At 44.3% G+C, this 23201-nt stretch carries 21 protein-coding genes and 1 tRNA gene; 10 read left to right on the top strand and 12 right to left on the bottom strand.

Annotated features, from left to right (window positions below; all coding sequences use genetic code 11):
- Window positions 1-13 precede the first annotated feature (13 nt).
- The gene (locus JHD45_RS15985; protein WP_199477520.1) at window positions 14-274 is read left to right on the top strand and encodes a DUF5062 family protein; all 261 of its coding nucleotides are present in this window, start codon (window positions 14-16) and stop codon (window positions 272-274) included.
- A gap of 166 nt (window positions 275-440) precedes the next feature.
- Window positions 441-1109, top strand: a complete 669-nt coding sequence (locus JHD45_RS15980; protein ID WP_199477519.1) for a DUF1826 domain-containing protein — start codon at window positions 441-443, stop codon at window positions 1107-1109.
- Window positions 1110-1141: 32 nt separating this feature from the next.
- Here JHD45_RS15980 and JHD45_RS15975 read toward each other — a convergent pair whose 3' ends face one another.
- The 3 genes from JHD45_RS15975 to JHD45_RS15965 all read right to left on the bottom strand — a co-directional run bounded on the left by JHD45_RS15975 (window position 1142) and on the right by JHD45_RS15965 (window position 2964).
- Complete coding sequence (locus JHD45_RS15975) at window positions 1142-1861, bottom strand: SDR family NAD(P)-dependent oxidoreductase (RefSeq protein ID WP_199477518.1); 720 nt, start codon at window positions 1859-1861, stop codon at window positions 1142-1144.
- 202 nt (window positions 1862-2063) lie between these two features.
- On the bottom strand, window positions 2064-2459 hold the full coding sequence (locus tag JHD45_RS15970) for a thiol-disulfide oxidoreductase DCC family protein (RefSeq protein WP_199477517.1): 396 nt from the start codon (window positions 2457-2459) through the stop codon (window positions 2064-2066).
- 61 nt (window positions 2460-2520) lie between these two features.
- The gene (locus tag JHD45_RS15965) at window positions 2521-2964 is read right to left on the bottom strand and encodes a DUF3429 domain-containing protein (RefSeq protein ID WP_199477516.1); all 444 of its coding nucleotides are present in this window, start codon (window positions 2962-2964) and stop codon (window positions 2521-2523) included.
- A 294-nt stretch (window positions 2965-3258) separates the two neighbouring features.
- Between JHD45_RS15965 and JHD45_RS15960 the strand changes: the two genes are divergently transcribed.
- Window positions 3259-4635, top strand: a complete 1377-nt coding sequence (locus JHD45_RS15960; protein WP_199477515.1) for a glycine--tRNA ligase — start codon at window positions 3259-3261, stop codon at window positions 4633-4635.
- A gap of 83 nt (window positions 4636-4718) precedes the next feature.
- On the opposite strand, the gene JHD45_RS15955 is transcribed toward JHD45_RS15960, so the two are convergent.
- On the bottom strand, window positions 4719-5183 hold the full coding sequence (locus tag JHD45_RS15955; RefSeq protein ID WP_199477514.1) for a DUF2867 domain-containing protein: 465 nt from the start codon (window positions 5181-5183) through the stop codon (window positions 4719-4721).
- Window positions 5184-5330: 147 nt separating this feature from the next.
- Here JHD45_RS15955 and JHD45_RS15950 point away from each other — a divergent pair, with 147 nt between their 5' ends.
- Together JHD45_RS15950 and JHD45_RS15945 are read left to right on the top strand one after the other, a co-directional pair.
- The gene (locus tag JHD45_RS15950; RefSeq protein WP_199477513.1) at window positions 5331-6962 is read left to right on the top strand and encodes a tannase/feruloyl esterase family alpha/beta hydrolase; all 1632 of its coding nucleotides are present in this window, start codon (window positions 5331-5333) and stop codon (window positions 6960-6962) included.
- A gap of 223 nt (window positions 6963-7185) precedes the next feature.
- A complete protein-coding gene (locus JHD45_RS15945) occupies window positions 7186-8874 on the top strand; it encodes a carboxylesterase family protein (RefSeq protein ID WP_199477512.1) in 1689 nt (562 codons plus the stop codon).
- Window positions 8875-9049: 175 nt separating this feature from the next.
- Here the strand turns inward: JHD45_RS15945 and JHD45_RS15940 are convergent, their stop codons facing one another.
- Together JHD45_RS15940 and JHD45_RS15935 are read right to left on the bottom strand one after the other, a co-directional pair.
- Window positions 9050-11593 carry a plasma-membrane proton-efflux P-type ATPase gene (locus JHD45_RS15940; RefSeq protein WP_199477511.1) on the bottom strand — a complete coding sequence of 848 codons (2544 nt, stop codon included), beginning with the start codon at window positions 11591-11593 and terminating at the stop codon, window positions 9050-9052.
- Window positions 11594-12027: 434 nt separating this feature from the next.
- Window positions 12028-13155, bottom strand: coding sequence for an MBL fold metallo-hydrolase (locus JHD45_RS15935; RefSeq protein ID WP_199477510.1), 1128 nt, complete (start codon window positions 13153-13155; stop codon window positions 12028-12030).
- Window positions 13156-13348: 193 nt separating this feature from the next.
- Here JHD45_RS15935 and JHD45_RS15930 point away from each other — a divergent pair, with 193 nt between their 5' ends.
- Window positions 13349-13762 (top strand): GNAT family N-acetyltransferase, encoded by a 414-nt coding sequence (locus JHD45_RS15930; protein WP_199477509.1) that lies wholly within the window; start codon window positions 13349-13351, stop codon window positions 13760-13762.
- 113 nt (window positions 13763-13875) lie between these two features.
- Here JHD45_RS15930 and JHD45_RS15925 read toward each other — a convergent pair whose 3' ends face one another.
- Genes JHD45_RS15925 through JHD45_RS15915 form a run of 3 tightly spaced genes read right to left on the bottom strand, consistent with a single transcriptional unit; the run spans window position 13876 to window position 17977 of the window.
- Window positions 13876-15771, bottom strand: a complete 1896-nt coding sequence (locus tag JHD45_RS15925) for a methyl-accepting chemotaxis protein (RefSeq protein ID WP_199477508.1) — start codon at window positions 15769-15771, stop codon at window positions 13876-13878.
- Between the two features lie 53 nt (window positions 15772-15824).
- Window positions 15825-17126 carry an SLC13 family permease gene (locus tag JHD45_RS15920; protein ID WP_199477507.1) on the bottom strand — a complete coding sequence of 434 codons (1302 nt, stop codon included), beginning with the start codon at window positions 17124-17126 and terminating at the stop codon, window positions 15825-15827.
- Window positions 17127-17158: 32 nt separating this feature from the next.
- Window positions 17159-17977, bottom strand: coding sequence for an amidohydrolase family protein (locus JHD45_RS15915; RefSeq protein ID WP_199477506.1), 819 nt, complete (start codon window positions 17975-17977; stop codon window positions 17159-17161).
- Between the two features lie 237 nt (window positions 17978-18214).
- Between JHD45_RS15915 and JHD45_RS15910 the strand changes: the two genes are divergently transcribed.
- A complete protein-coding gene (locus JHD45_RS15910) occupies window positions 18215-18946 on the top strand; it encodes a GntR family transcriptional regulator (protein ID WP_199477505.1) in 732 nt (243 codons plus the stop codon).
- Between the two features lie 70 nt (window positions 18947-19016).
- Here the strand turns inward: JHD45_RS15910 and JHD45_RS15905 are convergent, their stop codons facing one another.
- A complete protein-coding gene (locus JHD45_RS15905) occupies window positions 19017-19547 on the bottom strand; it encodes a peroxiredoxin-like family protein (RefSeq protein ID WP_199477504.1) in 531 nt (176 codons plus the stop codon).
- Between the two features lie 124 nt (window positions 19548-19671).
- Here JHD45_RS15905 and JHD45_RS15900 point away from each other — a divergent pair, with 124 nt between their 5' ends.
- Window positions 19672-20514 carry an AraC family transcriptional regulator gene (locus tag JHD45_RS15900; protein WP_199477503.1) on the top strand — a complete coding sequence of 281 codons (843 nt, stop codon included), beginning with the start codon at window positions 19672-19674 and terminating at the stop codon, window positions 20512-20514.
- Window position 20515: 1 nt separating this feature from the next.
- Here the strand turns inward: JHD45_RS15900 and JHD45_RS15895 are convergent, their stop codons facing one another.
- Window positions 20516-21469, bottom strand: a complete 954-nt coding sequence (locus JHD45_RS15895; protein ID WP_199477502.1) for a GlxA family transcriptional regulator — start codon at window positions 21467-21469, stop codon at window positions 20516-20518.
- Window positions 21470-21577: 108 nt separating this feature from the next.
- On the opposite strand from JHD45_RS15895, the gene JHD45_RS15890 reads away from it, so the two are divergent.
- The gene (locus JHD45_RS15890; protein WP_199477501.1) at window positions 21578-22099 is read left to right on the top strand and encodes an isochorismatase family protein; all 522 of its coding nucleotides are present in this window, start codon (window positions 21578-21580) and stop codon (window positions 22097-22099) included.
- A 183-nt stretch (window positions 22100-22282) separates the two neighbouring features.
- A tRNA-Ile gene (locus JHD45_RS15885) sits at window positions 22283-22359 on the top strand.
- A 63-nt stretch (window positions 22360-22422) separates the two neighbouring features.
- Here the strand turns inward: JHD45_RS15885 and JHD45_RS15880 are convergent.
- Window positions 22423-23201, bottom strand: a 779-nt coding sequence (locus JHD45_RS15880) for a hypothetical protein (RefSeq protein ID WP_199477500.1), incomplete at its 5' end; no start/stop codon positions are given.

Genomic DNA, 23201 nt, shown 5'->3' with positions numbered 1-23201 from the left:
AAAGGATCGTCATATGAAGAAGATCAAGAATGAAGCGGCTCTGAGCAAGAGAGCATTACAAGTGGGAGAGAACTACGCTTTAAAAAGAGGTTATGCTGGTTTTTCTTCCACTATGTCAGCCAATGAAAAAGTCGAGGCGATTTATCGCTTGTTGGTACTGGATAAGCTTGTGGTTGGGTTACCAGCGGATAAAGAGAATCTTCCTGCCATGAAGCACAAATTGGCTTTATGGATTCAAAAGCACTTGCCTAAAGATGATCCTCTGTTGAAGTAGATCAGTCTTGTTCATGTATACAGGGCTCTAATGAACGCATGAATTGCCGTCTTTATGACGGCATTTTAATTGCTGGTTACTGACTTTTTTACATTTTTATGGACAAATTGTTTTTTATTATTGTAATGTTATATCATTTCAAAATACAAGATAGGTTTAAAGCAATATGAACACGGCACGGCAAGCACCATTGGAATCGTTGGAAGCTGGTAGAACATTACTGTCTGTTGTTAAATCGAAGGAGCCAGATGTTTTTGGGGATATTTATCAAGACTCGTTCAATATGGTGGTATGGAAACGCTCGCTTAAGGAGGTTGATACTTACTGTACAAGCTTAATATCCTCCGCGCCGCAGCTGAATATTAAAGACCAAGGTGCGCCTGAGCGCATTGAAAAGTTATTAATTCGTATCCTACCCGACGACACCAATAAAGAGGTCTTTATTAAAGATGTGCGTACGTTAATGGATATGTTTGCCTGTTTATTTGACCTGTCAGAGGTGGGGCTGAGATTGGCCGTGCTATCCAAAGCCATGTGTCCGCGCTTTCATGTGGATAATATTCCGTGTCGGCTGATTACCACCTATTTAGGGCAGGGCTCTGAGTGGCTTCATGATGCGCATGCGGTCCGCGCCGAGTTAGGTCATTTGGTTAAATGGACTGAGAAAAATACGGGATTGGCTTCTTTCGGTACAGTCAACCAATTAAACGCTGGGGATGTGGCCCTTATGAAAGGCAATACTTGGCCTACTGCTATGGGGAGAGGAGTGGTTCATCGGTCACCCAGTGCATCGGTGGATTCGCCAAGGTTGTTTCTCAGTCTGGATATGATTTAGCGATTATCTTAATGATGCGGAAATGAAGGTTGTTACCATTCGATTTTTTTATTATCCCAGTCGATAAAACTGGCCTGATTATCCATCTTGGCGTTGTCCATGATGGATAATAGTCTTTGTGCAACAAATTCCGGTGTAAAGAGTTTTCCTACTGGCACGGATTTCTGAAAGGGCTTGGATAAAGGGGTATCGGTTGTTCCCGGATGAAACGCAATCAGTTTGACATTCTTTGCACGTCTAGCATACTCGATAGCACTGGTTTGTATAAGCATATTTAGTGCTGCTTTTGAAGCTCGGTAAGCGTACCAGCCCCCCATTTTATTGTCTGATATGCTACCTACCCGCGCGCTAAACAGGGCTATCTGTGTGGCTTTTTCTCCTTTAAGTATCTGAATCAGCCGACTTAACCAAAGCATAGGAACGATAGCATTGCTCCTATACAAACCTGCTAATTGCTCACTTTGAATGTCTTCCAGCTTTTTCTCCGGAGTGTATTGCGTGTTATGTAGTACACCGTTACAGATAAGAACCTTACTTAGGTTCTTGGTATTGGTCAGCAGGTACTGGCAAATCTCTTCTATGCTTTTTTGGGAATAGTCACACAATAATGGTCTGATTTTTCGACTGAAAAAGCGAGGAGGAAACTGGCTAACGGTATAAACCATTCGGCAATCATTCTGATGAGACAGTTGTTCTATAGCGGCTTGAGCGATACGGCTACTGGCTCCTATCACGAGGGCATCAAATGACATGACGTATTTTCCTTAATAACAGACATGATGTGAGAGGGATGCATTCGTGGCTTATCATAGACAAGAGCGCCGTGTTCGAACACGTCGCTAAGCTTTGCAACTTTCCTTGTGCGATTGACTGTCGGTGATTATAAGCGGACAAATGCATCCTAATCCAGTGTACTTTATGTTCCACTAAAGTTTAAGAGGGGATGTATTTTTGTCACAATAGATCACATTCGCCTTTGTCACAAGAAGTGCAACGAGGTTTACCCGTAATAAAAGAAGAGATTGAATGGCGATATTTTGCAAAGCCTTGATAACCAAGATCTGCAAATAGGCGAATCACAGGCCAACGTAATATTTGCATCCATCGATGTTTCCCCACGAGTCTCCATGCCATGCAAGTAACGTCTAACCCTTGAATGACTTTGCCATTTCCTAGCTGTCCATGAAGAATGCGATCTGCCTTAATGGGGTCGATGTGAGGATACCGCTGTGTAAAGTCCTCATGATGAATGTTTTCCAGCGTGAGTCGATGGTGTACATCGAGTTTTTTTAACTCACGCATTTCCGCAAGGCAAAGTGGGCAAAGGCCGTCGTAAAATATGATCAACATAAGAGTGTCTCCTATTGACTAGGACGATCCGCTCTTCCCTAGGGAGGGCTAATAAACAGACCTAATACACAGGGAAGAGTACAATAACATGCATAACACTCAATACGACAGTAAGTGCAAAACGGATCTTTGAATAGGCTTTATAAGATTGAGAAACCAGCCGTAACCAACGTCCATCCAGCCAAAAGGTGGTAATAAAGCCTAGTAGCAAAATACCAATAGACAGTTCAGGGACTTTCATAAACAGACTTCCCCAAGCAACCAACATAATAAGGTGGTTAAGTACCATTGTCCGGTTGCTGTACTTTTGTGGCTTGCCCTCAAGTACCTGTCCAGATAGTACCCCATTTACAAAACTCAACAGAATGGCGCTATAGGACGCAAAAAGCGCCTGTCCCGAGTATCCCATGATGTGTATGTCTGTCAGTGTAATGATGGTCAATACAACAAAAGGAGCCAGGGCAAATAGACCTAATAGAAGCATGGGGGTGGCAGAATATCGCATAAAAAACCTTTAGCCGAAAACACAAAATTTTTGTGTAAAAAAAAAGAATTATCTAACAAAATGACAAAAAAAAATACGCAAACTTCCGAATAAATTACATATTCTTGTCATAACTCGTGGTTATTAAGGAAGTTTGTACGGCTTTAGTTCCGTGGTAATCATCATTCGCCATTGAGCGAAATTCAGGCTCAGAGTACAATGTCTGGCTAGAATTTAACTTTCCTTCAGATGTACGCGAACTGTTGAGCGTGTATCTAACTAACCAATTTCAACTTGCTTAAGGTGTGTTTAGAAATGCCAGCTAAAACAATGGATGAACTCGTCTCCCTGTGTAAACGTCGTGGATTTATTTTCCAAGGCAGTGAAATCTACGGTGGTATGCAAGGTGCTTACGATTACGGTCCGTTAGGCATTGAATTAAAAAACAACCTAAAAGCGGCTTGGTGGCGCGCCATGGTATACGAGCGTGATGATGTTGAAGGGTTGGATGCGGCGATTATCCAAAACAAAAACGTCTACAAATACTCTGGTCACGAAGACACCTTCACCGACCCAATGGTTGATTGCCATGAGTGTAAATCGCGTATGCGTGCCGACCATATGAAAGACATTAAAGTCTGCGACAACTGTGGTTCAACCAATGTGACCGAGCCTCGTGACTTCAACCTGATGTTTAAAACCAACGTTGGTCCAATGGTGAACGAAGAGTCTTACACTTACCTTCGTCCAGAGACTGCACAAGGTATCTTCACGAACTTCAAAAACGTCGTGGACTCAACTTCTCGCACCTTGCCTTTCGGTATTGCGCAAATTGGTAAATCTTTCCGTAACGAAATCACACCACGTAACTTCATTTTCCGTGTACGTGAATTCGAACAAATGGAATTGGAATTCTTCTGTAAGCCAGGTGAAGATGAAAAATGGCATGAGACTTGGGTTAAGCTGCGTAAGCAATGGTGGCTGGATCAAGGGTTATCAGAAGAAAACATCCAGTTCGAATATGTAACAGGTGACGATCTGGCTCATTACTCAAAAGCCACTGTGGATATCTTGTACAAGTTCCCACATGGTTTTGAGGAGTTGGAAGGGGTGGCAAACCGTACCGACTACGACTTGGGTTCTCACACCAAAGCGCAAGAAGAGTTTGGCTTGTCTGCTAAAGTGAAGAAAAACGAGCATTCAACGGCGAAGCTTGCAATTCGTGATCTTGAAGAAAACAAATGGGAAGTGCCTTTCTGTATTGAGCCTTCTGCGGGTCTAGACCGTGGTTTATTGGCGGTGATGACAGAAGCTTACACAGAAGAAGAATTGCCAAATGGCTCAACTCGTACCGTACTGAAATTCAAGCCGCACCTAGCACCAATCAAGGTGGCTATCATGCCGCTTAAGAAGAACAAACCCGAAATCGTAGCGCTTGCCAAAGAGTTGAAAAACAAGCTTCAAAAATTGGGTCTGGGTCGTATTCTTTATGAAAACACAGGTAATGTGGGTAAAGGCTACCGCCGCCATGATGAAGTGGGAACGCCAATTTGTGTAACGGTCGACTTTGACTCTATTGAGAAAGAAGGTGCGCCAGTGACGGTTCGTGACCGGGATACTATGGAGCAAATTGTTGTGCCAGCGGCAGAGTTGCCTGCTTATGTAGTAAATTACTTTATTAACCAAGATTAATAGCGGTTAATAAAATGTCATTGTCTTTATTATAAGACAAATACCGAAAGCCGTTACGCTCAGTCGTCGCGGCTTTTTTATTTTTATACGGTTTTACTTGCCGTTTTGATTCGGGTTAAAGCATTAAAAACAATAAGCACATGAAAGGGAAGAATTGCTTTTAGGTAGAGTTGGCCCGCTAGGTTATTGGGATGCACCCAAGTGGCTAAAAAGACACGTCCATGTTGTGACATAACAGAAATTCTAAAGTTTAAATGTGTGTCGTTAAACCCAGCGATAAGTTCATCACTATTTTCAGATTCCACTGGGAAAAATCCCACTTTATTTAGCGTTTCCGGTCCCTCTTTTAACAGCCCAAAAGGGGCGGTGAGAACATTTCTCATACCAATCAAACACTGAGCCCACCCAGGAAAATTAGTAATAATGTCTGCAGCTTGACGTGGTGATAGATTCGATTCAACCGAGTAGCAGTCAAGAAAGTCCGTTGCCTTTAATCTATTGTGAAGCGCACTTTCTAATGGCAGTGCTGATGAGGTGACGTGCTGCATATTGATTACCCTTCCTTATGGCTTCACTCATATCTTTCTACCATAGAGGCGTCGCTTATTCATTGAATATTTTTAGTATGCAAAATATTCAAAACAGTATTAGTATTTAACTGTTTCCAACAATAACAATTAATAAGGAATATTATAATGAATAAAGCATGGTTACTTTGTTTGGCCTTACCTATGGTTGCCAAGGCGGGTGTGATGGCCTGTGATCCATCAACCTTTCATGCACCAGGGCTGACCATCAAGTCTGCACAATGGGAATCACCAACCGGTGATGCGTTGGTTGAGAATTGTCGAGTGGAAGGGGTTTTAGACCCCTATAAAGGCATGGATGGCCGGAATTATGCCATTGGCTTTGAGCTCCGTTTGCCGAAAAACTGGCACCATGATTTTGCTTATCAATTTAATGGTGGAAACGATGGTATTGTCGTTCCCGCCTTAGGGAATGCCTCCAGTCTTACCCCTAAACAGTATGCCTTAAACCGAGGAATGGCGGTGGTGTCCAGTAATGGGGGCCATGATGAGCAAGAGTTTAAAGATATGGGATTAGCAGGGGGGAGCGGTTTTGGATGGGATGCTCGGGCAAGGTCACTTTATGGCTACAAAGCCGTTGAGCTTTTATATCCTGTTGCGAACCAGATGATTACTCAGTTTTATGGACAAGCGGCGAAATATCGATATGGTATTGGTGCCTCAAATGGTGGTCGTATGGCCATGGTAGCAGCCTCCCGCTTCCCTAATTTCTTTAATGGCATTCTTGTCGGTTACCCAGGTTTTAATTTGCCCAAGGCGGCGATACAACATGCTTGGGATATTCAGCATCTTCACGCGGTAAACAGCGATCTCAAGCAATCTCTTACCCCCAAAGACATGTCGTTAGTGAGTCACTATATTCTAAAACAATGTGATGACCTTGATGGTCTAAAAGATGGTCTGATTTTTAATCCTAAGCAGTGCCAAAAGCTCGTTAATTTGCAAGATTTAGTCTGTCATGCAGGGCAAAAAGATTGTTTGAGTCAAAGCAAAGTCAATGCTTTAGTTGCGATTCATAATGGTCCCCATAATAGCCAAGGTAAAGCGTTATACAGTCGTTGGTATTATGATGCTGGTATGAGTTCAAACAATTGGCGCTTTTGGAAGGTAGAAAGCCCGATTCCTGCCTGGGGTTATAACCCTCTCATTGCTGTGATGGGAGCGTCTTCATTGGCACAAATCTTTACGACACCGCCAACTCATGTGAAGGGGACACCAAAGGCATTGGTTGATTATTTGTTGAAGTTTAATTTCGATACAGATGCGCCCAAAATCTATGCCAAAACAAAAGCCTTTCCTGAGTCATCAATGGAATTTATGACACCGCCAGATGCTGCGAACCCAACCATGTCTGCTTTCAAAAAAGCGGGTGGAAAAATGATTATTTACCAAGGGGACAGTGATCCGGTATTTTCTATTGTGGATACGATTCATTGGTATAACAAATTGAACCAAAACCACAATGGTAAAGCCCGTGACTTTGTGACCTTTTATGAAGTCCCTGGCATGCCGCACGGAAAAGGTGGTCCATCTTTAGATCAGTTTGATGTGTTATCTCCTTTGATTGCTTGGGTGGAAAAAGGGAAGTCTCCAGACCGTGTGATTAGCCAAGCGAGAGCAGATAATCCAGAAGTGCCTAAAACGTTGTTAAAGGCAAAACGCCCGCTGTGTCCATACCCTACGATTGCGGTTTATGAAGGGGGAAATAAGGATAGTGCCTCGTCATTTATTTGCCATTAATATAGAGAGGAAATTTTGATCATTGCCAAATGCAGTCTAGCTAGATTGTATTTGGCACACTTCTTTTTTTAATAAAAGAAAAACAATGAGACCTTTGCACGATGTCACGAGCAACGCCAAGACGCGGCAAAAACAGACGAGCATTTTGAGTCTGTTTTTAACAAAGTATTGGCAAGCGCAGTAGTCGTGCAAAAGTCTCACAATAAACATGGAAGGATAAAATATGCGCATTCAATACGTCCTTAAGCGCGGGCTATTCATTGGATTAACGGCAATGTTTGCCGCCACGGTACTAGCAAACCCCGTCGTTTCGCTCTCAGACACGGCTAAAGTGGTTGGTAAAAGTGAGCAAGGGGTGGATGCTTTTTTAGGCATTCCTTATGCACAAGCTCCTATAGGGGCATTGCGTTGGCAATTACCTCAGCCAGCTAAACCCATTCAAGGTACCTTTCAAGCAACACAAGAGGGGGCAATTTGTCCCCAGTGGCAACAAGGTAAGTTTGAAGGAAAAGAAGATTGTTTGAATCTAGATGTTTATCGCCCTGAGCACGCTAAGCATGAGCTGCCCGTTTTAGTCTATATTCACGGCGGTAATAACCAAACGGGCGAAGCCCATGAGTTTAACCCTCAAGCATTGGCCAAAGCATTGAATGCGGTCATCGTACAAGTGAATTATCGATTAGGGGTATTAGGGTTTAATCCGCTCAAAGCATTAAAAACAGAGCAGCCAATACAAGCCTCAGGTAACTTTGGTTTGTTAGATCAACTGGCAGCCCTACAGTGGGTACATCAAAACATCCAACACTTTGGTGGCCGAGCCGACCAAGTGACCGTTGCTGGATTTTCGGCGGGCGGACGTGATGTGATGGCAATGTTGATTTCGCCTTTATTCAAAGGGAAATTTCAGCACGCCATTGTCTTTAGTGGCGGTATGACCACTGCCCCCGTTGCACCAAGCCAGCAGGTCTTTCGTCAGGCATTTGCGCCATTGGTTGTTCGTGATCATATCCAACCAAATATCGCTTCTGCCCAGGCATGGCTCGCCAGTGGTGGTAAAGCGGTCCGTGATTATCTACAACAATTGCCAGCTGAGCAATTAGCACCATTAATGAAAGGTGCAGGGATCCGCATGAGTCATTTCCCGCATTTGTATCGAGATGGGGCGGTGATCCCTAAGCAAGGTTTTGCAACCACAGATTACAATAGTGTGCCAGTGATTATGTTATCGGGACAAACCGAGTTTTCGATCTTTGCTTTGACGGATCCCTATTTTGTTAAAGCATGGCATGATGGCACCTTAATGAATGATCCTGATATGCTCACGAAATATCAGTTCGTTTATCACTACGGCGGAAAACTTTATAGTTTATTTAATGTGCAACAGTCCGCTCAGAGAATGTTTGCCCATTATAAAGCCCCCATTTACGCCACAGAAGTGGCCTTTGGAGATGATCCTTTGGTCACCCGAAACGAACAGATGGCATTGCTGGGAGCATTTCACGGGGTGTTCATGCCATTACTGGATCGAACATGGCGTCAAGCATTACTTGGTAAGGTGTTCCAGCAACCCGGTGCGGTGGATTTATCTAAGCAGTTTCGTCGCTATTTAGCCCATTTTATCCGCACGGGGAACCCCAATGGTCAGCATTTGGTACGCTGGCTGCCTTGGTCTCCTAAGCATGACAATCAAGGTCAATCCTTATTGGTCCTGAATGCTAATCGACATAAAGCCTTGATCCAGATGTCTTCCAAATCCTATGACGAAGCCGTTTTACTGGATGCTATGGCGAAGGACCATCATCTTTCCGATCAGGCAAAGCAGGAGATGATTGATCAAGTATTGAATGGTCGTTGGTTTAGCAACTCATTGGATAAACGGTTCCATGTACCTTCTTTATGGCCTAAGTCGTAATCGTTTAATGGCCTAGGGAAGGGGGATAAACCGTCTAAGTCTTAGGCTTTCAACATATCGCAATGATAAGAAATGTTTTTAATAAAAGGGAGCCATTACGGCTCCCTGGATTGTAATGATTTTCAGCTTTTTAACTGTGAGCAGGCTGTAAAGCCCGTTTCAAGTCGTACACCACTCAATGATTGAGGGGTGTATTAACATATTTAATGGATCGGACGCGTCGAGCGCTGCGGTTATCCAGCACATGGTCAATGGCGACTCGCACCCCACCCATGATAAATAACCAGACCAGTAGATAAATCCAAACCAGGCCAATTAAGGACCAAGGGATTTGTGGCACCAGTATGCCGAAACCGCACATGAATACCGCCACCAGTTGGGTCAAGATAATGGCAATCAGTAAAGGAGTGGCCGGATAAGGCGGTTTCAGAAACCAGTCGTCTTTGCGACTTACCAGCATGAGTAAGTGGCCACCAGCGACCAGCTGCAGGAACATCATGGATTGCAGATGAGCCTCGTCGATTAAACCCAATGCCTGGGCATGGGGCCCATGCATTAAGGCCATACCAATCAGCAGCAAACCAAATGACTGTACCACGGAGAAAAAGCCCAACACTGCGGATACGGTCAACAATCTGGACATACGCCAACGGATCGGACTGGGCGAGACTTTATTATTGTCATAGGCCACTGTCATGATTGGAATATCATCAAGTAACGACATAATGACGATCATAATCGGTGTTAACGCCCGAAAATGCAGGAAAATAGTCGCCAGTACTACTAGAAACATAATATCCATGGTCAGTGCGACCCGGTAAATGGTGTAACTGGTAATACGCTCAAAGATGCGCCGAGCTTCATCAATGGCATTTTGTATCACCGACAAACCGGGAGCTGTCAGAATCAGCGCCGCTGCGCCGCGAGCCGCGTCGGTGGCACCGGATACGGCAATCCCGCAATCGGCCTGTTTCAAAGCGGGAGCATCGTTGACGCCATCGCCAGTCATGGCCACCAGATGGCCATTTTTCTGAAAGGTTTTCACAATGGCGTATTTATGTTCAGGAAATACCCGGGCAAAGCCATCAGCGGCCAGAATCTGCTGAGCAATCGGGGCTGGCACATGATCTGGGTCCATATCAGGGGGAAACACATCCGCCGCCGTCAGTATATTGGTTCCCAATCCCAGCTGACGGGCGGTTTCTTTTGCAATCGCGGTATCGTCGCCAGTGATCATTTTCACCGCAACGCCTTTCTCGCGCACACTTTCTATGGTGGATTTGGAGTCGTCCCGTGGCGGATCAAACATCGGCAGGATACCCAGCAGCGTCCAGGCACCGCTCTCATCCGAGCGAGCTACACCAAGAGCCCGGTAACCTTTGGCCGCTAAAGCAGAGACTTCTTTATTGACCGTTTCTTCGATCTCTTTGGTAGCTTGGCAAAGTTCCACAATGGCCTGGGGAGCGCCTTTGGAAACTGAAAAATGCCGCCCCTCAGAATCCACGACTTTTGCCATGGTACGTTTAGATACCGGATCAAACGGGGTAAAGGATTCAACCTGATAAGACGCTAATAATGATTTATCGGGTAAAGCATTCATCACAGCACTATCGATGGCATCCCCGTCTTCTGCGTGGGAAGCAAGCACTCCAGCCAGAATAATCGCCTCAGGGGCCGTTCCATTCATCGCAATCGGATCGCCAAGGGTCAGAATATTTTTCGTTAACGTGCCGGTTTTGTCAGAACAGAGAATATCGGCCCCTGCCATTTCATCGATGGAAGAAAGCTGCGAGACAATGGCCTTTTCTTTGGAAAGTGCTAACGCACCAAGTGCCATGGTAATAGAAAATACCGCTGGCATGGCCACCGGAATGGAGGCTACCAAAAGCACCAGCACAAATTGCAAGATACTTAAGACATCTTTCACATCCCAAGTGCTGGTTACCACCACATCATGATATACCTGCACCGCCACCATAATGAGCGCTAAAATCACCGCCACCACGATAAGGAAATTACCAATCTGAAACATGGCGGTTTGCGCCTGACTGACTGAGCCAGCACCTGCTACTAATTTCGCGGTGCGGCCAAAGAAGGTATTAAGCCCGGTGCCGATGACCACAGCGGTCATCTCCCCTTGTTTGACCACACTGCCCGAATAGGCGCTGTCGCCCACTTTTTTGCTGACGGGTAAGGATTCCCCGGTCAGGGCCGATTGGTCAATAGAGGCGTAATCCCCACCGACCAGTCTTAAATCCGCTGGTACTATGCCTCCTATACGGATTTTTACAATATCTCCGGGCACCAGAGTCGCCGCATCGATTACCTGAAACCCACCATCACGCAGCACAGTGGCTTGGGGCGCTAGAGAGTTTTTCAGTACTGCTAACGCATTACTGGCCTTACTGTCCTGATACAACTCAAGACCTGCATTAAATAGCAGTAGGCCAAAGATAATGAAAAAATCGGCCCAATCGCCCAAAAATAAAGACACCAGAGCAGCGGCTTCAATCATAAAAGCAATGGGGCCAACAAAGTAGCCGATGATTTTTTTCCAGAAACGAGTTTCTTCCTCAGGAAGCGCATTGGGACCATAGGAAGACAAACGTTGCTGCGCTTCCTGCTGAGTCAATCCTTGATCAGGATCCACATTCAGTTCGCTAAGAACCTCTTCTATAGGCAGTTTGGTGAAATCTTTGGAGGCAGGTGTCTCTGTCATGGCAAATACACCCCCGCTTTTTGATTCGTACCACTTTCCGATACACAACTTTTCATCTTATCCATCCTTACGAGCTGAATTCAATTTCTTGAGACGTTTGCACGATCATGCAAAGGTCTCTTCTTAAGACAATGATGAATTAGATAGCTACCACAATTTATGCGCTAAAGTTAGTAACCTAAGAAATCCAACAACTTGGTATTAAGAGCGTCCGTTCAATACCTATAATCAGTATCCTCGATTAAAATAGTACTCAGATCAGAAGGAATAAAATTGACCGACATCAATCATTACAAATTTTTATAGGGAAGAAGTAAGCATACAAAAAGGATAAAAACAGGCACGCATACGGCGGCCCTTACGGCTTAACCGCATACAAAAACAGAGAGTAGACCCTTACAATGTGAGACATGGGGCACTAAGTTAGACTTATACTAGGTGGGATTGTCGGACATTTCCCCTTTATTGTTTATTGTTGCAGTCCACCACATCTGAAGTTTGGCTGGGTCATTAATCGAGAATATCTGCCCAAACTCGGGTGTGGTTAAGTCCACATCCTGTTGTTTTGCGGCGGCAACGACACGGTCAAAAGGGTCATGCCAAGTGTGAAACGCCAGATCGAAGGTGCCATTATGAATCGGCATCATCACCTTTCCTTTAAGGTCGATATGTGCCTGAACACTCTCTTCTGGTTTCATGTGAATAGTGGCCCAGTCTTTGTCGTAGGCGCCCGTTTCTATCATAGTGAGATCGAATGGGCCATAGGTCTCACCAATCTGTTTAAAACCCGCAAAGTAACCTGAATCTCCGCTGAAATAAAGGCTGTGTTGTGGGGTTTTTATAACCCAAGACCCCCATAACGTGCTGTTACTATCGCCGATACCGCGACCAGAAAAATGCTGACAGGGAGTAAAGGCAACCATACCCTGGCTGGTTTGTTCCTCTTGCCACCAGTCGAATGTCTTGATTTTACTGGTCGGGACGCCCCATTTTTCTAAATCCCCATCCACACCAATTGGCACAAAGAACCGCTCTGTTTTCCCTGCTAGCAGCCTGATACTGGCTTTGTCTAAATGATCATAATGATTATGGGAGATGAGTACTTTATCCAGTTTAGGCAATTCAGCTAAAGAGAGTGGTGGGGTATGAAAGCGCTGTGGGCCAATAAATTGAAAAGGAGAAGCCCGTTCAGAAAAGACGGGGTCTAATAGCCAATATTCACCATACACCTTGAGCAAAACCGATGAGTGACCGAGTTTGACGATATGTATGGTGCTGTCACTAAGGCTGGTTAAATGCTGTTGGCGCAGTGGCCGAACAGGAATTTTGATATCGGGTTTAGTATCCACTTTTTTCTCTGTGAAAAAGCGAATCCACAAGCGAACGGCATCCAACAAAGACCGAGGCGTGGATGGGGCGTGATTGCGAAAACGTCCCTGCTGGTAAGGTGCAGCCGTGTTCGCGTTTTGCGGTTTGACCTTGGCAACAAGGGTTATATTGACCACGTACACTAAAATAGCAAAGAGTATGAGTAAGGAGAAAAGCAGTTTTAGTAGCAACATAAATACCCTGTTTCTTCAAAGAAAGGACATCTAATAATATTTGGATCAATGAATAAATTACAATACAGGGCTGCTTTTGTATGCGCTACTCTTTTCTAGACCTGTCTTCGCTCATAGCAAGAGTTTACCCGTATCACTAGTGCTAAAAATCTTCTATGCTGTGACTTTACATGCTGCTGCGAGGGCGTCTTTAATGACCATTAAATACAAGGTGAATCAGGCTATTACCGCTGCTCAGTTTATCGAACTGTTATCCAAAACGACCTTAGGTGCCCGTCGACCGATTCAGGATGTGGAAACGGTTGAAACCATGCTCAAATATGCCAACCTTTTAATTACGGCCTGGCAAGGGGAGCAATTGGTGGGAGTGGCGCGTTCCGTAACGGATTTTGCATTTTGCTGTTATTTATCCGATTTGGCGGTGGATGAAGCAGTCCAAGCGTCCGGTATTGGTAAAACCCTTATCCGCATGACCAAAGAAGCGTTACAACCGAAATGTTCACTGATTCTGTTATCGGCGCCTCAGGCTGTTAACTACTACCCTAAAGTCGGCTTTACTCAACACAACAGTGCTTGGGTGCTAACGAATATTGAGGATTTAACCTAGAGAGGTTGCTAATAAAAAGCTGTCGCCAATAAAAAAGCACCATGACAAGCCAGTCATGATGCTTTGGGGATCTATTGTTTAATACGCGTGCTTAGTCCGTTTAGGGCCGAGCATTAAATCTGAAACTGTCCGACTTCGTGATCTACTTGGCTAGCTAAGTGGTTTAAACGTTTAGACTGATCTTCACCAAACTTGCTTTCTTGTGCCAGTTGTGTGGCCATTTGACGAATGACTTCACTGTTTTGGCTGATCTCATTTGTTACGGCGGTTTGTTCTTCCGCTGCGGTGGCAATCTGAGTGGCCATGTCAGAAATACTTATTATGGCGCTGGCGATTTCTTTCAATGATTCCGTGGCTGCATCCGCGTCTTGTACACTGGTTTGTACTTTTTTACTGCTGTTTTCCATGGACTTCACGGCTTTCGTGGTTTGCTCTTGCAGTAGTTCAATCATTTTCTGAATTTCTTCTGTCGACGCATGGGTGCGCTGAGACAGGGTACGTACTTCGTCCGCTACGACGGCAAAGCCACGGCCATGTTCCCCAGCACGGGCCGCCTCAATGGCTGCGTTAAGTGCCAATAGATTGGTTTGCTCAGCAATACCTGTAATGGTCAAAAGAATGCCACTGATTTGCTGGGCATGATGATCCAAAGCGGCAATTTGTTCTGTCGCGAGATTGACTTCATTAGCCAGTTCGTAAATCGAGTTGCGACTTTGTTGAACCTGTTGGCTGCCCATTTCACCTAATTTAACAGAGTCGGTAGCAGCTTTTGCGGTTTGTTCGGCATTGCCAGCAATTTCGTGCGTCGCGGTGGCCATTTCAGTAACCGCAGACGCAACCATATCAATTTCTTGCTGTTGCGTATTCACTCGAGAGGCGCTTTCTGTTGCAGAATGAGCAACGTGTTTCGCTTCTACAGCCAGATTATTAGACATGCCTTTAAGGCGTTCAACTACCCCATGCATATGGCTAACAAAGTCATTAAACCCAGTAGCAAGTATACCGATTTCATCCATGTGTTTGACTTCGATACGAGCCCGTAGATCGCCTTTTCCTTTTGATATTTCTTGCAAGGCAGTAGAGACACGATTCAAATCACTGAATAATACTTTAAATAACCAATACAAGAAGACGATAAAGGCGATGATCAAGATCGCGGCAATAACTAACTGACGCGTAATAACACTGTACACATGTTCCATTAGCATCTTCTTGTCCATGCTAAAGACCAACAACCAATCAGTATTGGGAATTCTATGGACATAGGTAAAGACGGTTTCACCATTGAGATCCGCTTCTTCCAATGTGTTTTCAGCGTCCATCTTTTCTAAAGAAGCAGAAGTAAAAAGAGGAGAAATGGATGCCGCTTTTTTCATCACCTGCTCTAGGTTAGGGTCAGCAATAATGTCATTTTTAGTCGAGACAATCATGGCTTTACCATTGCCTGGAATGGTCATTTCTGCAAGCTGTTGGGATAATTGGTTCAAGGTTAGATTGGCACCAACGATACCAAATAAGGTTCCTTGTTTATAAACGGGTGCGGCCAAACGAATAGAGAGCTCTTTCGTTGTTGAACTCATCGTCGGGCCATAGGTCGCCGCTTTACCAACACTCATGGCTTCTTTGTACCAGCTTTTTTGTCTTGGGTCGTAATCTGGACGCTTTGCATCTAATGCTGGGTCTTGGCGATACATTTTTCCATCATTGTTACCATAGTAGACGATGGAAAATCCCCCAGACTCATAGGCTTGATGGATGGCCGGATAAGGAGATAAATCAGGATGGTTTTCAAGTGTATGTGCGAGTGATGCAGCAGTTTTTTTGTGACTGTCCAACCAGTCACTTACATTGTTACCATAGGCATTGGCCGTATGGCTAATGTCCGACAGCAGGGTGTTGTGCATTTGTTCCGTTAAGGATGAGGCAGTTTCTGATACGAGATACCCTGTAGTGATAACCAGTGAGAGTATACTGACACTCAATAGGCGAGTGCGTAGAGAAAGGGACATTAAAAAACTCCAGATAAAACATGACGCAGATAGCGTCATGTTTTGTCGATAAATTAAATTACGAAGGTGATGACAAGATTATAAATTAGGGCGGCAATAAAGCCTATTGGCGCCGCACGAAATAGTAACTGTGGGAACAGTTTGCTGCGACTTTCTTCATTTGGACAAGCACCCAAAATAAGGCTGCCACCTGAAGAAAAAGGCGAAATAGCGGTTGCTTGTGCGCCCACAACGATACAGATAAACAGCATCATAGGATCAATGGATAAGCTTTGCGCAATAGAGGGCACAATAGGAAACAAGGCTGGCGTAACCACCCCTAGTGTGCTGGCAAATAGTGACATAAACGCGGCGACCACACCAAAGGCAACAGGCACTAAATAAGCCGGTATAGAAGTACCAATCCAAGAGGCTAATAAGTTGATGGTGCCCGCTTTGATGGCTACAGAAATCAGCATGCCTACACCACAGATCATAATCAAAGTGCCCCAAGGAAGCGAGGCAATCGCTTTACGCTCGTCGCCTAGCTTGAGTAATAGAGCAATCACAGCAAAGACGCTGGCGATTAAGCCAATGTTCATTTTTGAATTAATGAAGGTAATCGTATGGTTGGCAGGTGCGATCAAATGTGCGATTGGAGCAATCAATACCAAGGCCATCATCACAAGGGTCAACGTTAAGGTTTGACGTTGTACGCTATTAAAGGGCGTTGGTTTTTCTACTTGGTAGTCTGAGCTTGCCATAGATGAGCGATGTTTCGTAAAGAAAATCAGCGCCGTGATAACGAAAAATGGAATGATCAAAGTACTTACGAAAATACCAATGGAGTTCACAAAGGCTTTGTTATCAGTGACGCCAGCGTTTGCCATGATGCTACGGAAGATAATTCCACTCTGGCTAGACATAAAGTTGGCACCCGTTAGTGCGCCGTAACCGACTGACATTGCGCCAATAATCATGCTCATACCTGTTCTTTGGCAAAGTAACAAGGTTATCGGAGCCATGAAGGCTAAAACTGTGTAATAGCCTGCGCCCAACGCGGCAATAATGGATGTTGTAATAAAAATAGCGTAAGGCAAAAGGTGAGGGAATCGACGGCAACGATACATTAAATGCTCCGCTAACTTTTCTAGTGTGCCGTTGATGGTGGCAAAACTGTAGAAAAGCGAGACAGAGAAGATAATAAAGAAGATTTTTAAGGGCCACATTTTGATAATGGCCGTTGGCGATAAGCCCATGCCAAAACAACCAATCAAATAAGCGAAAGCAATTGCGAAAAGGCCGATATTAATTCGAGTTTTATATCCAAGGACGATGGCAAGCACGATGCTGCCAACCACTAATAAGCTTATCATTGTTATAATTCCTAACTTTTTCTATCGAATGTTTAAAACTTAAAACAGCGTGTCGGGTTCTCTACAAGAACTTTTCGGCGTTCGTCAGGATCGCTTAGCAGTGCATTAAGGATATCGACTTGATCACTGTACTGAGTTCGTGTTTCAAACTGTGTATGTGGCCAGTCGCTGCCCCACAAAAAGCGGTCTGAATGACCATAAGCTTTTCGCAATAGACTTAACATCTCCTTGGCTTGTTCAAGTGTGGCATTCGCCCGATAGGTAGCAGACAGTTTGATCCAAATGGGCGCGTGTTCCAACAACTGTAAGAACGCGAGATGATTTGGATTATCAACATGAATACCATGGGTAGGGCGGGCGAAGTGATCGATGACGACGTCCACGCCTGAGTCGAGGATAATGGGTAAAATGTGGTGAAGATCATCAATTTCACGCTGTATCTCGACTTGCCAGCCTCTTTTTTCCAATTTACCAAACAGGGTTCGCCACACGGGGGTGGTGTACTCTGCTAGTGTTTTCTTTATCAGGTTTAGTCGAATACCGACGACGCCAGCATCCGCTAATTCATCTAATTCGCAGTCGCTTATATTGGGTTCAACAACAGCGATGCCTCTTAACTTCTCAGAGTGTGCTTTTAGTGCTTCAACCATGAAATGGTTGTCGGAACCCAAAAAACTTGGCTGAATCAAAACACCGTGTGAAAAGTGATGGCGCTGAAAAAGTTCGATAAATTCAGTATCCAGAGCATTGTACTCGGGAGCGTAGCGACGGTTTTTCGTTAACGGTAAGTCGCTACGAAAAATATGTGCATGGGTGTCTATACCGGTAATGGGCAAAGAAGAGTGACTCATAAAAGGGCTCATTTGGTAAAAATAACGTATGCTATGTCGTTTTTCTATAAACATATATATGAATTAGGCTGTGACTATAGGTCTGTGTTTTGATCAAGTCAATATTCATATATATGAAATAGATGATTTATTATTCGATGAAGCGTTAATAAGGTGAGTGTCTGAGATAAGATTTAGTCATAGACGCTTATCGGCTCTAAGACTAAAATACACAGATTCAAGGTCGTAGGTACGGTTATGGCATTTATAAAGCGTGATGAGCGACTACCGCTCTACCGACAAGTTCGTGAAGAAATTCTTGAGAAAATCAGTCGAGGAACGTGGTTGCCTGATACCGCGATTCCAACAGAAGCAGAGTTAACCAAACAATATGGTGTTGCCATTGGTACCATTCGGAAAGCGGTGGATACCTTAGTGAACGACGGATTGCTCTATCGCAGTCAAGGACGGGGAACCTTTGTGCGACGCCCCGATTTTAATACCTCTCTATTCCGTTTTTTTCGACAGCAGCCTGCTGACGGTAGCTTTATTGTCCCTGAGAGCCTTATTCTGTTAAAAGCACTACAAGTTCCGCCTGCAGAGGCGAGCACTGCTCTGAACTTACAAGCGAATCAATTAGCGATTCACCTGAAGCGACTGCGGTTTCTAAAAGGCGTGGTCGTACTAACAGAGGATATTTGGTTGCCTGAAATGTTGTTTGCCAATTTAGTGGATATTGATAGTAATGAGATCGGCAGCTTGCTCTATCCGTTTTATGAAAAGCACTGTGGCTTACTGGTCGCATCGGCAACGGAAACCTTAACCATAGAATGTGCGGATGACGATACGGCAAGTGCTTTAAAAATTGAAACAGGGCATCCTGTTGCGGTGATTGAACGTCTTGCTTTCGGGTTTGATAAAACCCCCATCGAATATCGTGTGTCGCGAGGCTCTGCCGATACGTTTCGTTATCAGATAGAAATCAATTAATACTGACTAATTGTTATGAGAGACCGCCACAATAGGCGGTCTTTTTATAACAGTGAAAAGAGTTTAGAGGTTAAACAAGCTCACCACGTGCTGGGTAGTTATTGCTAACGGCAAATTCAATTGCACCAAGTACTTCTTTGAAGTGTGGGCGAGCAAAAGGCATGGTGCTGATGTTGCTCCAATAGAGAGTGTGATCAGGTCGAATTAAGAATAAGCCTGGTTCAGTGAACTCACTAGGCTCTTCAATGCCAATGCTGGTGATGCCTCGTCCAGCACTTCTGTGTAATCCCCAAGCTTGAGACTGTTCAGCGGTAAGGCCGTAACCCATCGTTAGGTTTTCAATCTCCCATTCACTTGATGCCTGTGCAGCCCTTTCTTCTGTATCGGAACTCAGTACGAGAATATCCACCCCCTTCGCGCTAAAGTCATCCGCTAGGCGACTTAGCTCTCTCAGATAATTTTTACAAATAGGGCAATGTAAACCACGATAAACAACTACCATGGTGAAGTTTTCTGGCGCTTGTTGTGCAAGCGACCAAGACCCTTTTAGAGTATCAATAGTGAGATCTGGTGTTGCTGTTCTTGGTTTTAGGACGACCATTTCGCTTACCTCATAATTTGATGTTGGTTTTGATGAGGACAGTCTATGATGAAATGTGATACGGTTGATGATTGATTATGTTTTAAATGTTGCAGATCGTATTTTATTTTAAAGGTAAATCATTATGGATCGTCTTTCATCGGTACTAAGTGCTTTTCGCCCTAAGGCGACTTCGATAAGTGTTCTTCATTTCATTCGTCAAAAGGAACACTTGGCCTTATCTGCTGATTCAAGCTATTGGCTTTACCTAGTGACTGGGGAGATTTCGTTAACCGCGCAAGGGGATAGCCGAACCGAGTTGAAAGAGGGTGATGGTGTGTGGCTTGCGACGGGGCAGGATCTCAGTGTATCCCTTATCCAAGGTATACAGGGTGAAAGTACATTATTCGTTTGTGAATTTGATTTCGCCACAAAAGCACTTAATCCATTGTTGGACTTAGAATGGCAATGGGTGAAAATCGACAAAGGCGATGAGATTGCTCAGCAGTTGTCGCCCTTGAAAACCATATTACTCACTGAAAGTTTACAGCCTCGTTGTGGCTCCCAAGTGGTGACGGAAAGATTAGCCGAAGCCTATTTAGTGCAAATGCTTAGACTGTTTATACAATATCAAAAAATCGAATTGGGCTTATTAGCAGGCTTAAGTGATGCCAGGTTGGCACGGGCAATCGTTGCCATCCATGAACAACCTCAGCAAGCTTGGCAGGTGGCTAGCCTTGCCGATAAAGCTGGTATGTCCCGCTCGGTATTTAGTGGCTTGTTTAAAAGTACGATGGGCATGTCGCCCATGGCTTATTTAACATCATGGCGTATGCGTCTCGCAGCGCAACGGATAAAAAATGGCGACAGAAACCTCGCTATTTTAAGTGATGAATTGGGCTATCAAAGTGAAGCGGCTTTTCGTCGGACCTTTAAAAAAGTCATTGGCGTAACGCCGGGTGATATTGGTCGCCAAGCTCGCCTTTGAGTCAATGGGGTATTGGCGATACAAACCGCTGACGAAAGGCACTAGGTGTTAACCCTGTTATTTTGCGAAACGCTTTGCGGCAACTACCAACGTCGTCATAGCCAACTTGTAATGCAATGGTCTCAAACGGTAGCGTGGTTTGTTCCAAGGTATCGCAGGCCACTTGAATGCGCAGACGCTGTAAGTACTCATTTGGGGTCAGTCCGGTGCACTTAGCGAAACGACGTAAAAAAGTTCTGGGGGTAAGGTTAGCCAGCTGTGCCATAGTGTCCGTACGCTGAACGTGCGCATAATGTCCTTGTAAATGGTGCTGGACTGTTAGAATCGCCCCATCACCATGATCAAAACTTGGCTGAAACTGCTGATAATAGCGTTGTTCTCTTTTGCCCGTGTCGATGACCAAGGTTTTGCCAAGCTGACGTACGATATGTGTATTGGTCAAGGCTTGCACCAATTCCAAAGCCAAATCGAGCCAAGACATCATCCCCCCTGCGGTAATAACATCCCCTTGATTAATCAGAATCTTAGAGGCATCCACTGGTTGCTTAGGAAAACGTTCTCTAAATGCATTTTCCAGTGCCCAGTGAGTTGTCATCACTCGTTTATCCGTGATGCCTGTGTCCGCTAAGAAAAACGCCCCCGCACAAGCGCTGCACAGTATGGCGCCATGCTTATGCTGGTGGATTAAAAAGGCCTTAATCAGTGGGTTCGTTTTACTGTAGCTCGTTTGCTTCAAGCTGGGTGGCAGCAAAATAGCATGGAAAGCCTCCTTATGCTGCAGATCCTCCGTTGCTACGAGGATGTCGTTTTCATCTAGGCTATGGGTTGTCAGATGAATCGGAAGGTTGGCAGCCTCGCAGGCCTCATTAGCTAGCTCGAATATTTCAGCAAAACCGTACGCAGCGGATAAGAGGCAATCTCTATAGACGATCACCGCAATATGATACTGTGTCATAGGGAAAAGTCACTTTGTCATTTTAAGCCCTTAATATGGCAAATTTGACACTGCAATGGAATCCATCTTTTTGAGATCCTATGAATTCACCATCAATAGGAGAGTAAAATGAGCCGTACTGCCTTATTAGTTATCGACCCACAATACGATTATTTCGACAATGGAAAGTTTCCACTTTGGAATGCTGACAACACACTAAACGAGATAGTAAGCGCTATCCATGCAGCAAAAGAACAAGATGCCGCTGTTGTACTGGTTCAGCATGTATCGGATGAGGAATCGCCTTTTTTTGTGGCGGGGACGCAGGGCGTTAAACTTCATCAAGCCATTCTAGACGCCGCGCCAGATGCCCCCATCGTCACCAAAGAACATGCTGACGCTTTCCAAGACACCAACTTAACCGAGTTGTTAAACGATTTAGAAGTAGATCGTCTGGTGGTTTGCGGCATGATGACACAAAACTGTGTGACACACACCGCGATTTCAGATGATGCCGACCCTTATCAAGTTAGCATTCTGTCGGATGCCTGCACGACTCGTGAAGAGTTGCTGCATCTAATTGCTTTGGACGCGATCAAGACAAAAGTAAAATTTACGGATCTGAAGTACGCCTTCGAACGTCCTAACTAATATCACAGCATGAAGCACTTACAAGCGTTTTAGACTGTGTGTAAACCGGCATTTTCTAATGCAGAAAAGCGAGTGGTTAATAAATCGCCAGAGAATCAATGACTTTCGCAGATTTATTGCATAAAAATGTCAGTTGCTCCTTGGCAAGGTCGACGCATGTCGATATAATCTGCCTCGCATTTAGGGCCTGTAGCTCAGTTGGTTAGAGCATCCGACTCATAATCGGCAGGTCCCCAGTTCAAGTCTGGGCAGGCCCACCATATAAAATAAGCCTCTAGAGAGTTAGTATGCACTAATTTCTAGAGGCTTTTTTATTTGTTGTGCTACATGGGTGCTACAAAATAACGAGCTTGTTCCGTTGAGTAGTCATTATCAAGCATCTTACCTATGACTTTTTTAATGTTTGATGTGGATGGTGGCTTCTTGTTCGTGCTGTAGCCATCATTGATCTCTGATTGTTGTACCTCTTTATAAGACATATTCAGCTTTACTTTTTTGTAAAACCAGCGCTCGTCCCTTTCTTTGTTCCTATCTTTTGTGGATAGCCTCTCTCTTTGCTCAAACATATCCTCAAGATCGATAGCATATAGTAGCCATAAGGGATGTTTTGATGACTCGTATTGGTTATCTAATATTTCTTTTGAGTATACTTTTTCAATTAAGCTTTCTAATGAATCCGAGGTTAGGGTGGCTTCTACTACTTTTTCTCTTGTTTCAATATTAAATTTTGAGAAATAGTTAACTAGCTTTGGGATGACTTCTTTTTCCCAGTTTTCATTTTCCATTGCTATAGAAAGTTCATGCTTTTCATAATCAATTGAAAATGCTTTCGTTTCAGATCTTATGTTACCTTCATTATATTGGCTTATAATAGTAAAAATACCATTGCTAGCGAGTCTTCTCTTTAGCTTATATTCGCTAATCTTTTCTTTCTCTAACAAGGTAAGGTTTTTAAAAACCGCTTCTCCAGTTCTGTATGTTTTATTGCTAAATGATGTGTCGTGTTTTTGGCATAGCTCATTATTGTTCGCGACTCTATAGCAAAATTTACAAAACTTGAATTCTCTTAATTTTAAGTTGTTTCTATCTGCTCTCGATGAAA

It is taken from the genome of Marinomonas spartinae, from assembly GCF_016461715.1.
Taxonomy (GTDB): domain Bacteria; phylum Pseudomonadota; class Gammaproteobacteria; order Pseudomonadales; family Marinomonadaceae; genus Marinomonas; species Marinomonas spartinae_A.
This window is presented reverse-complemented; position numbering and strand designations above follow the sequence as displayed.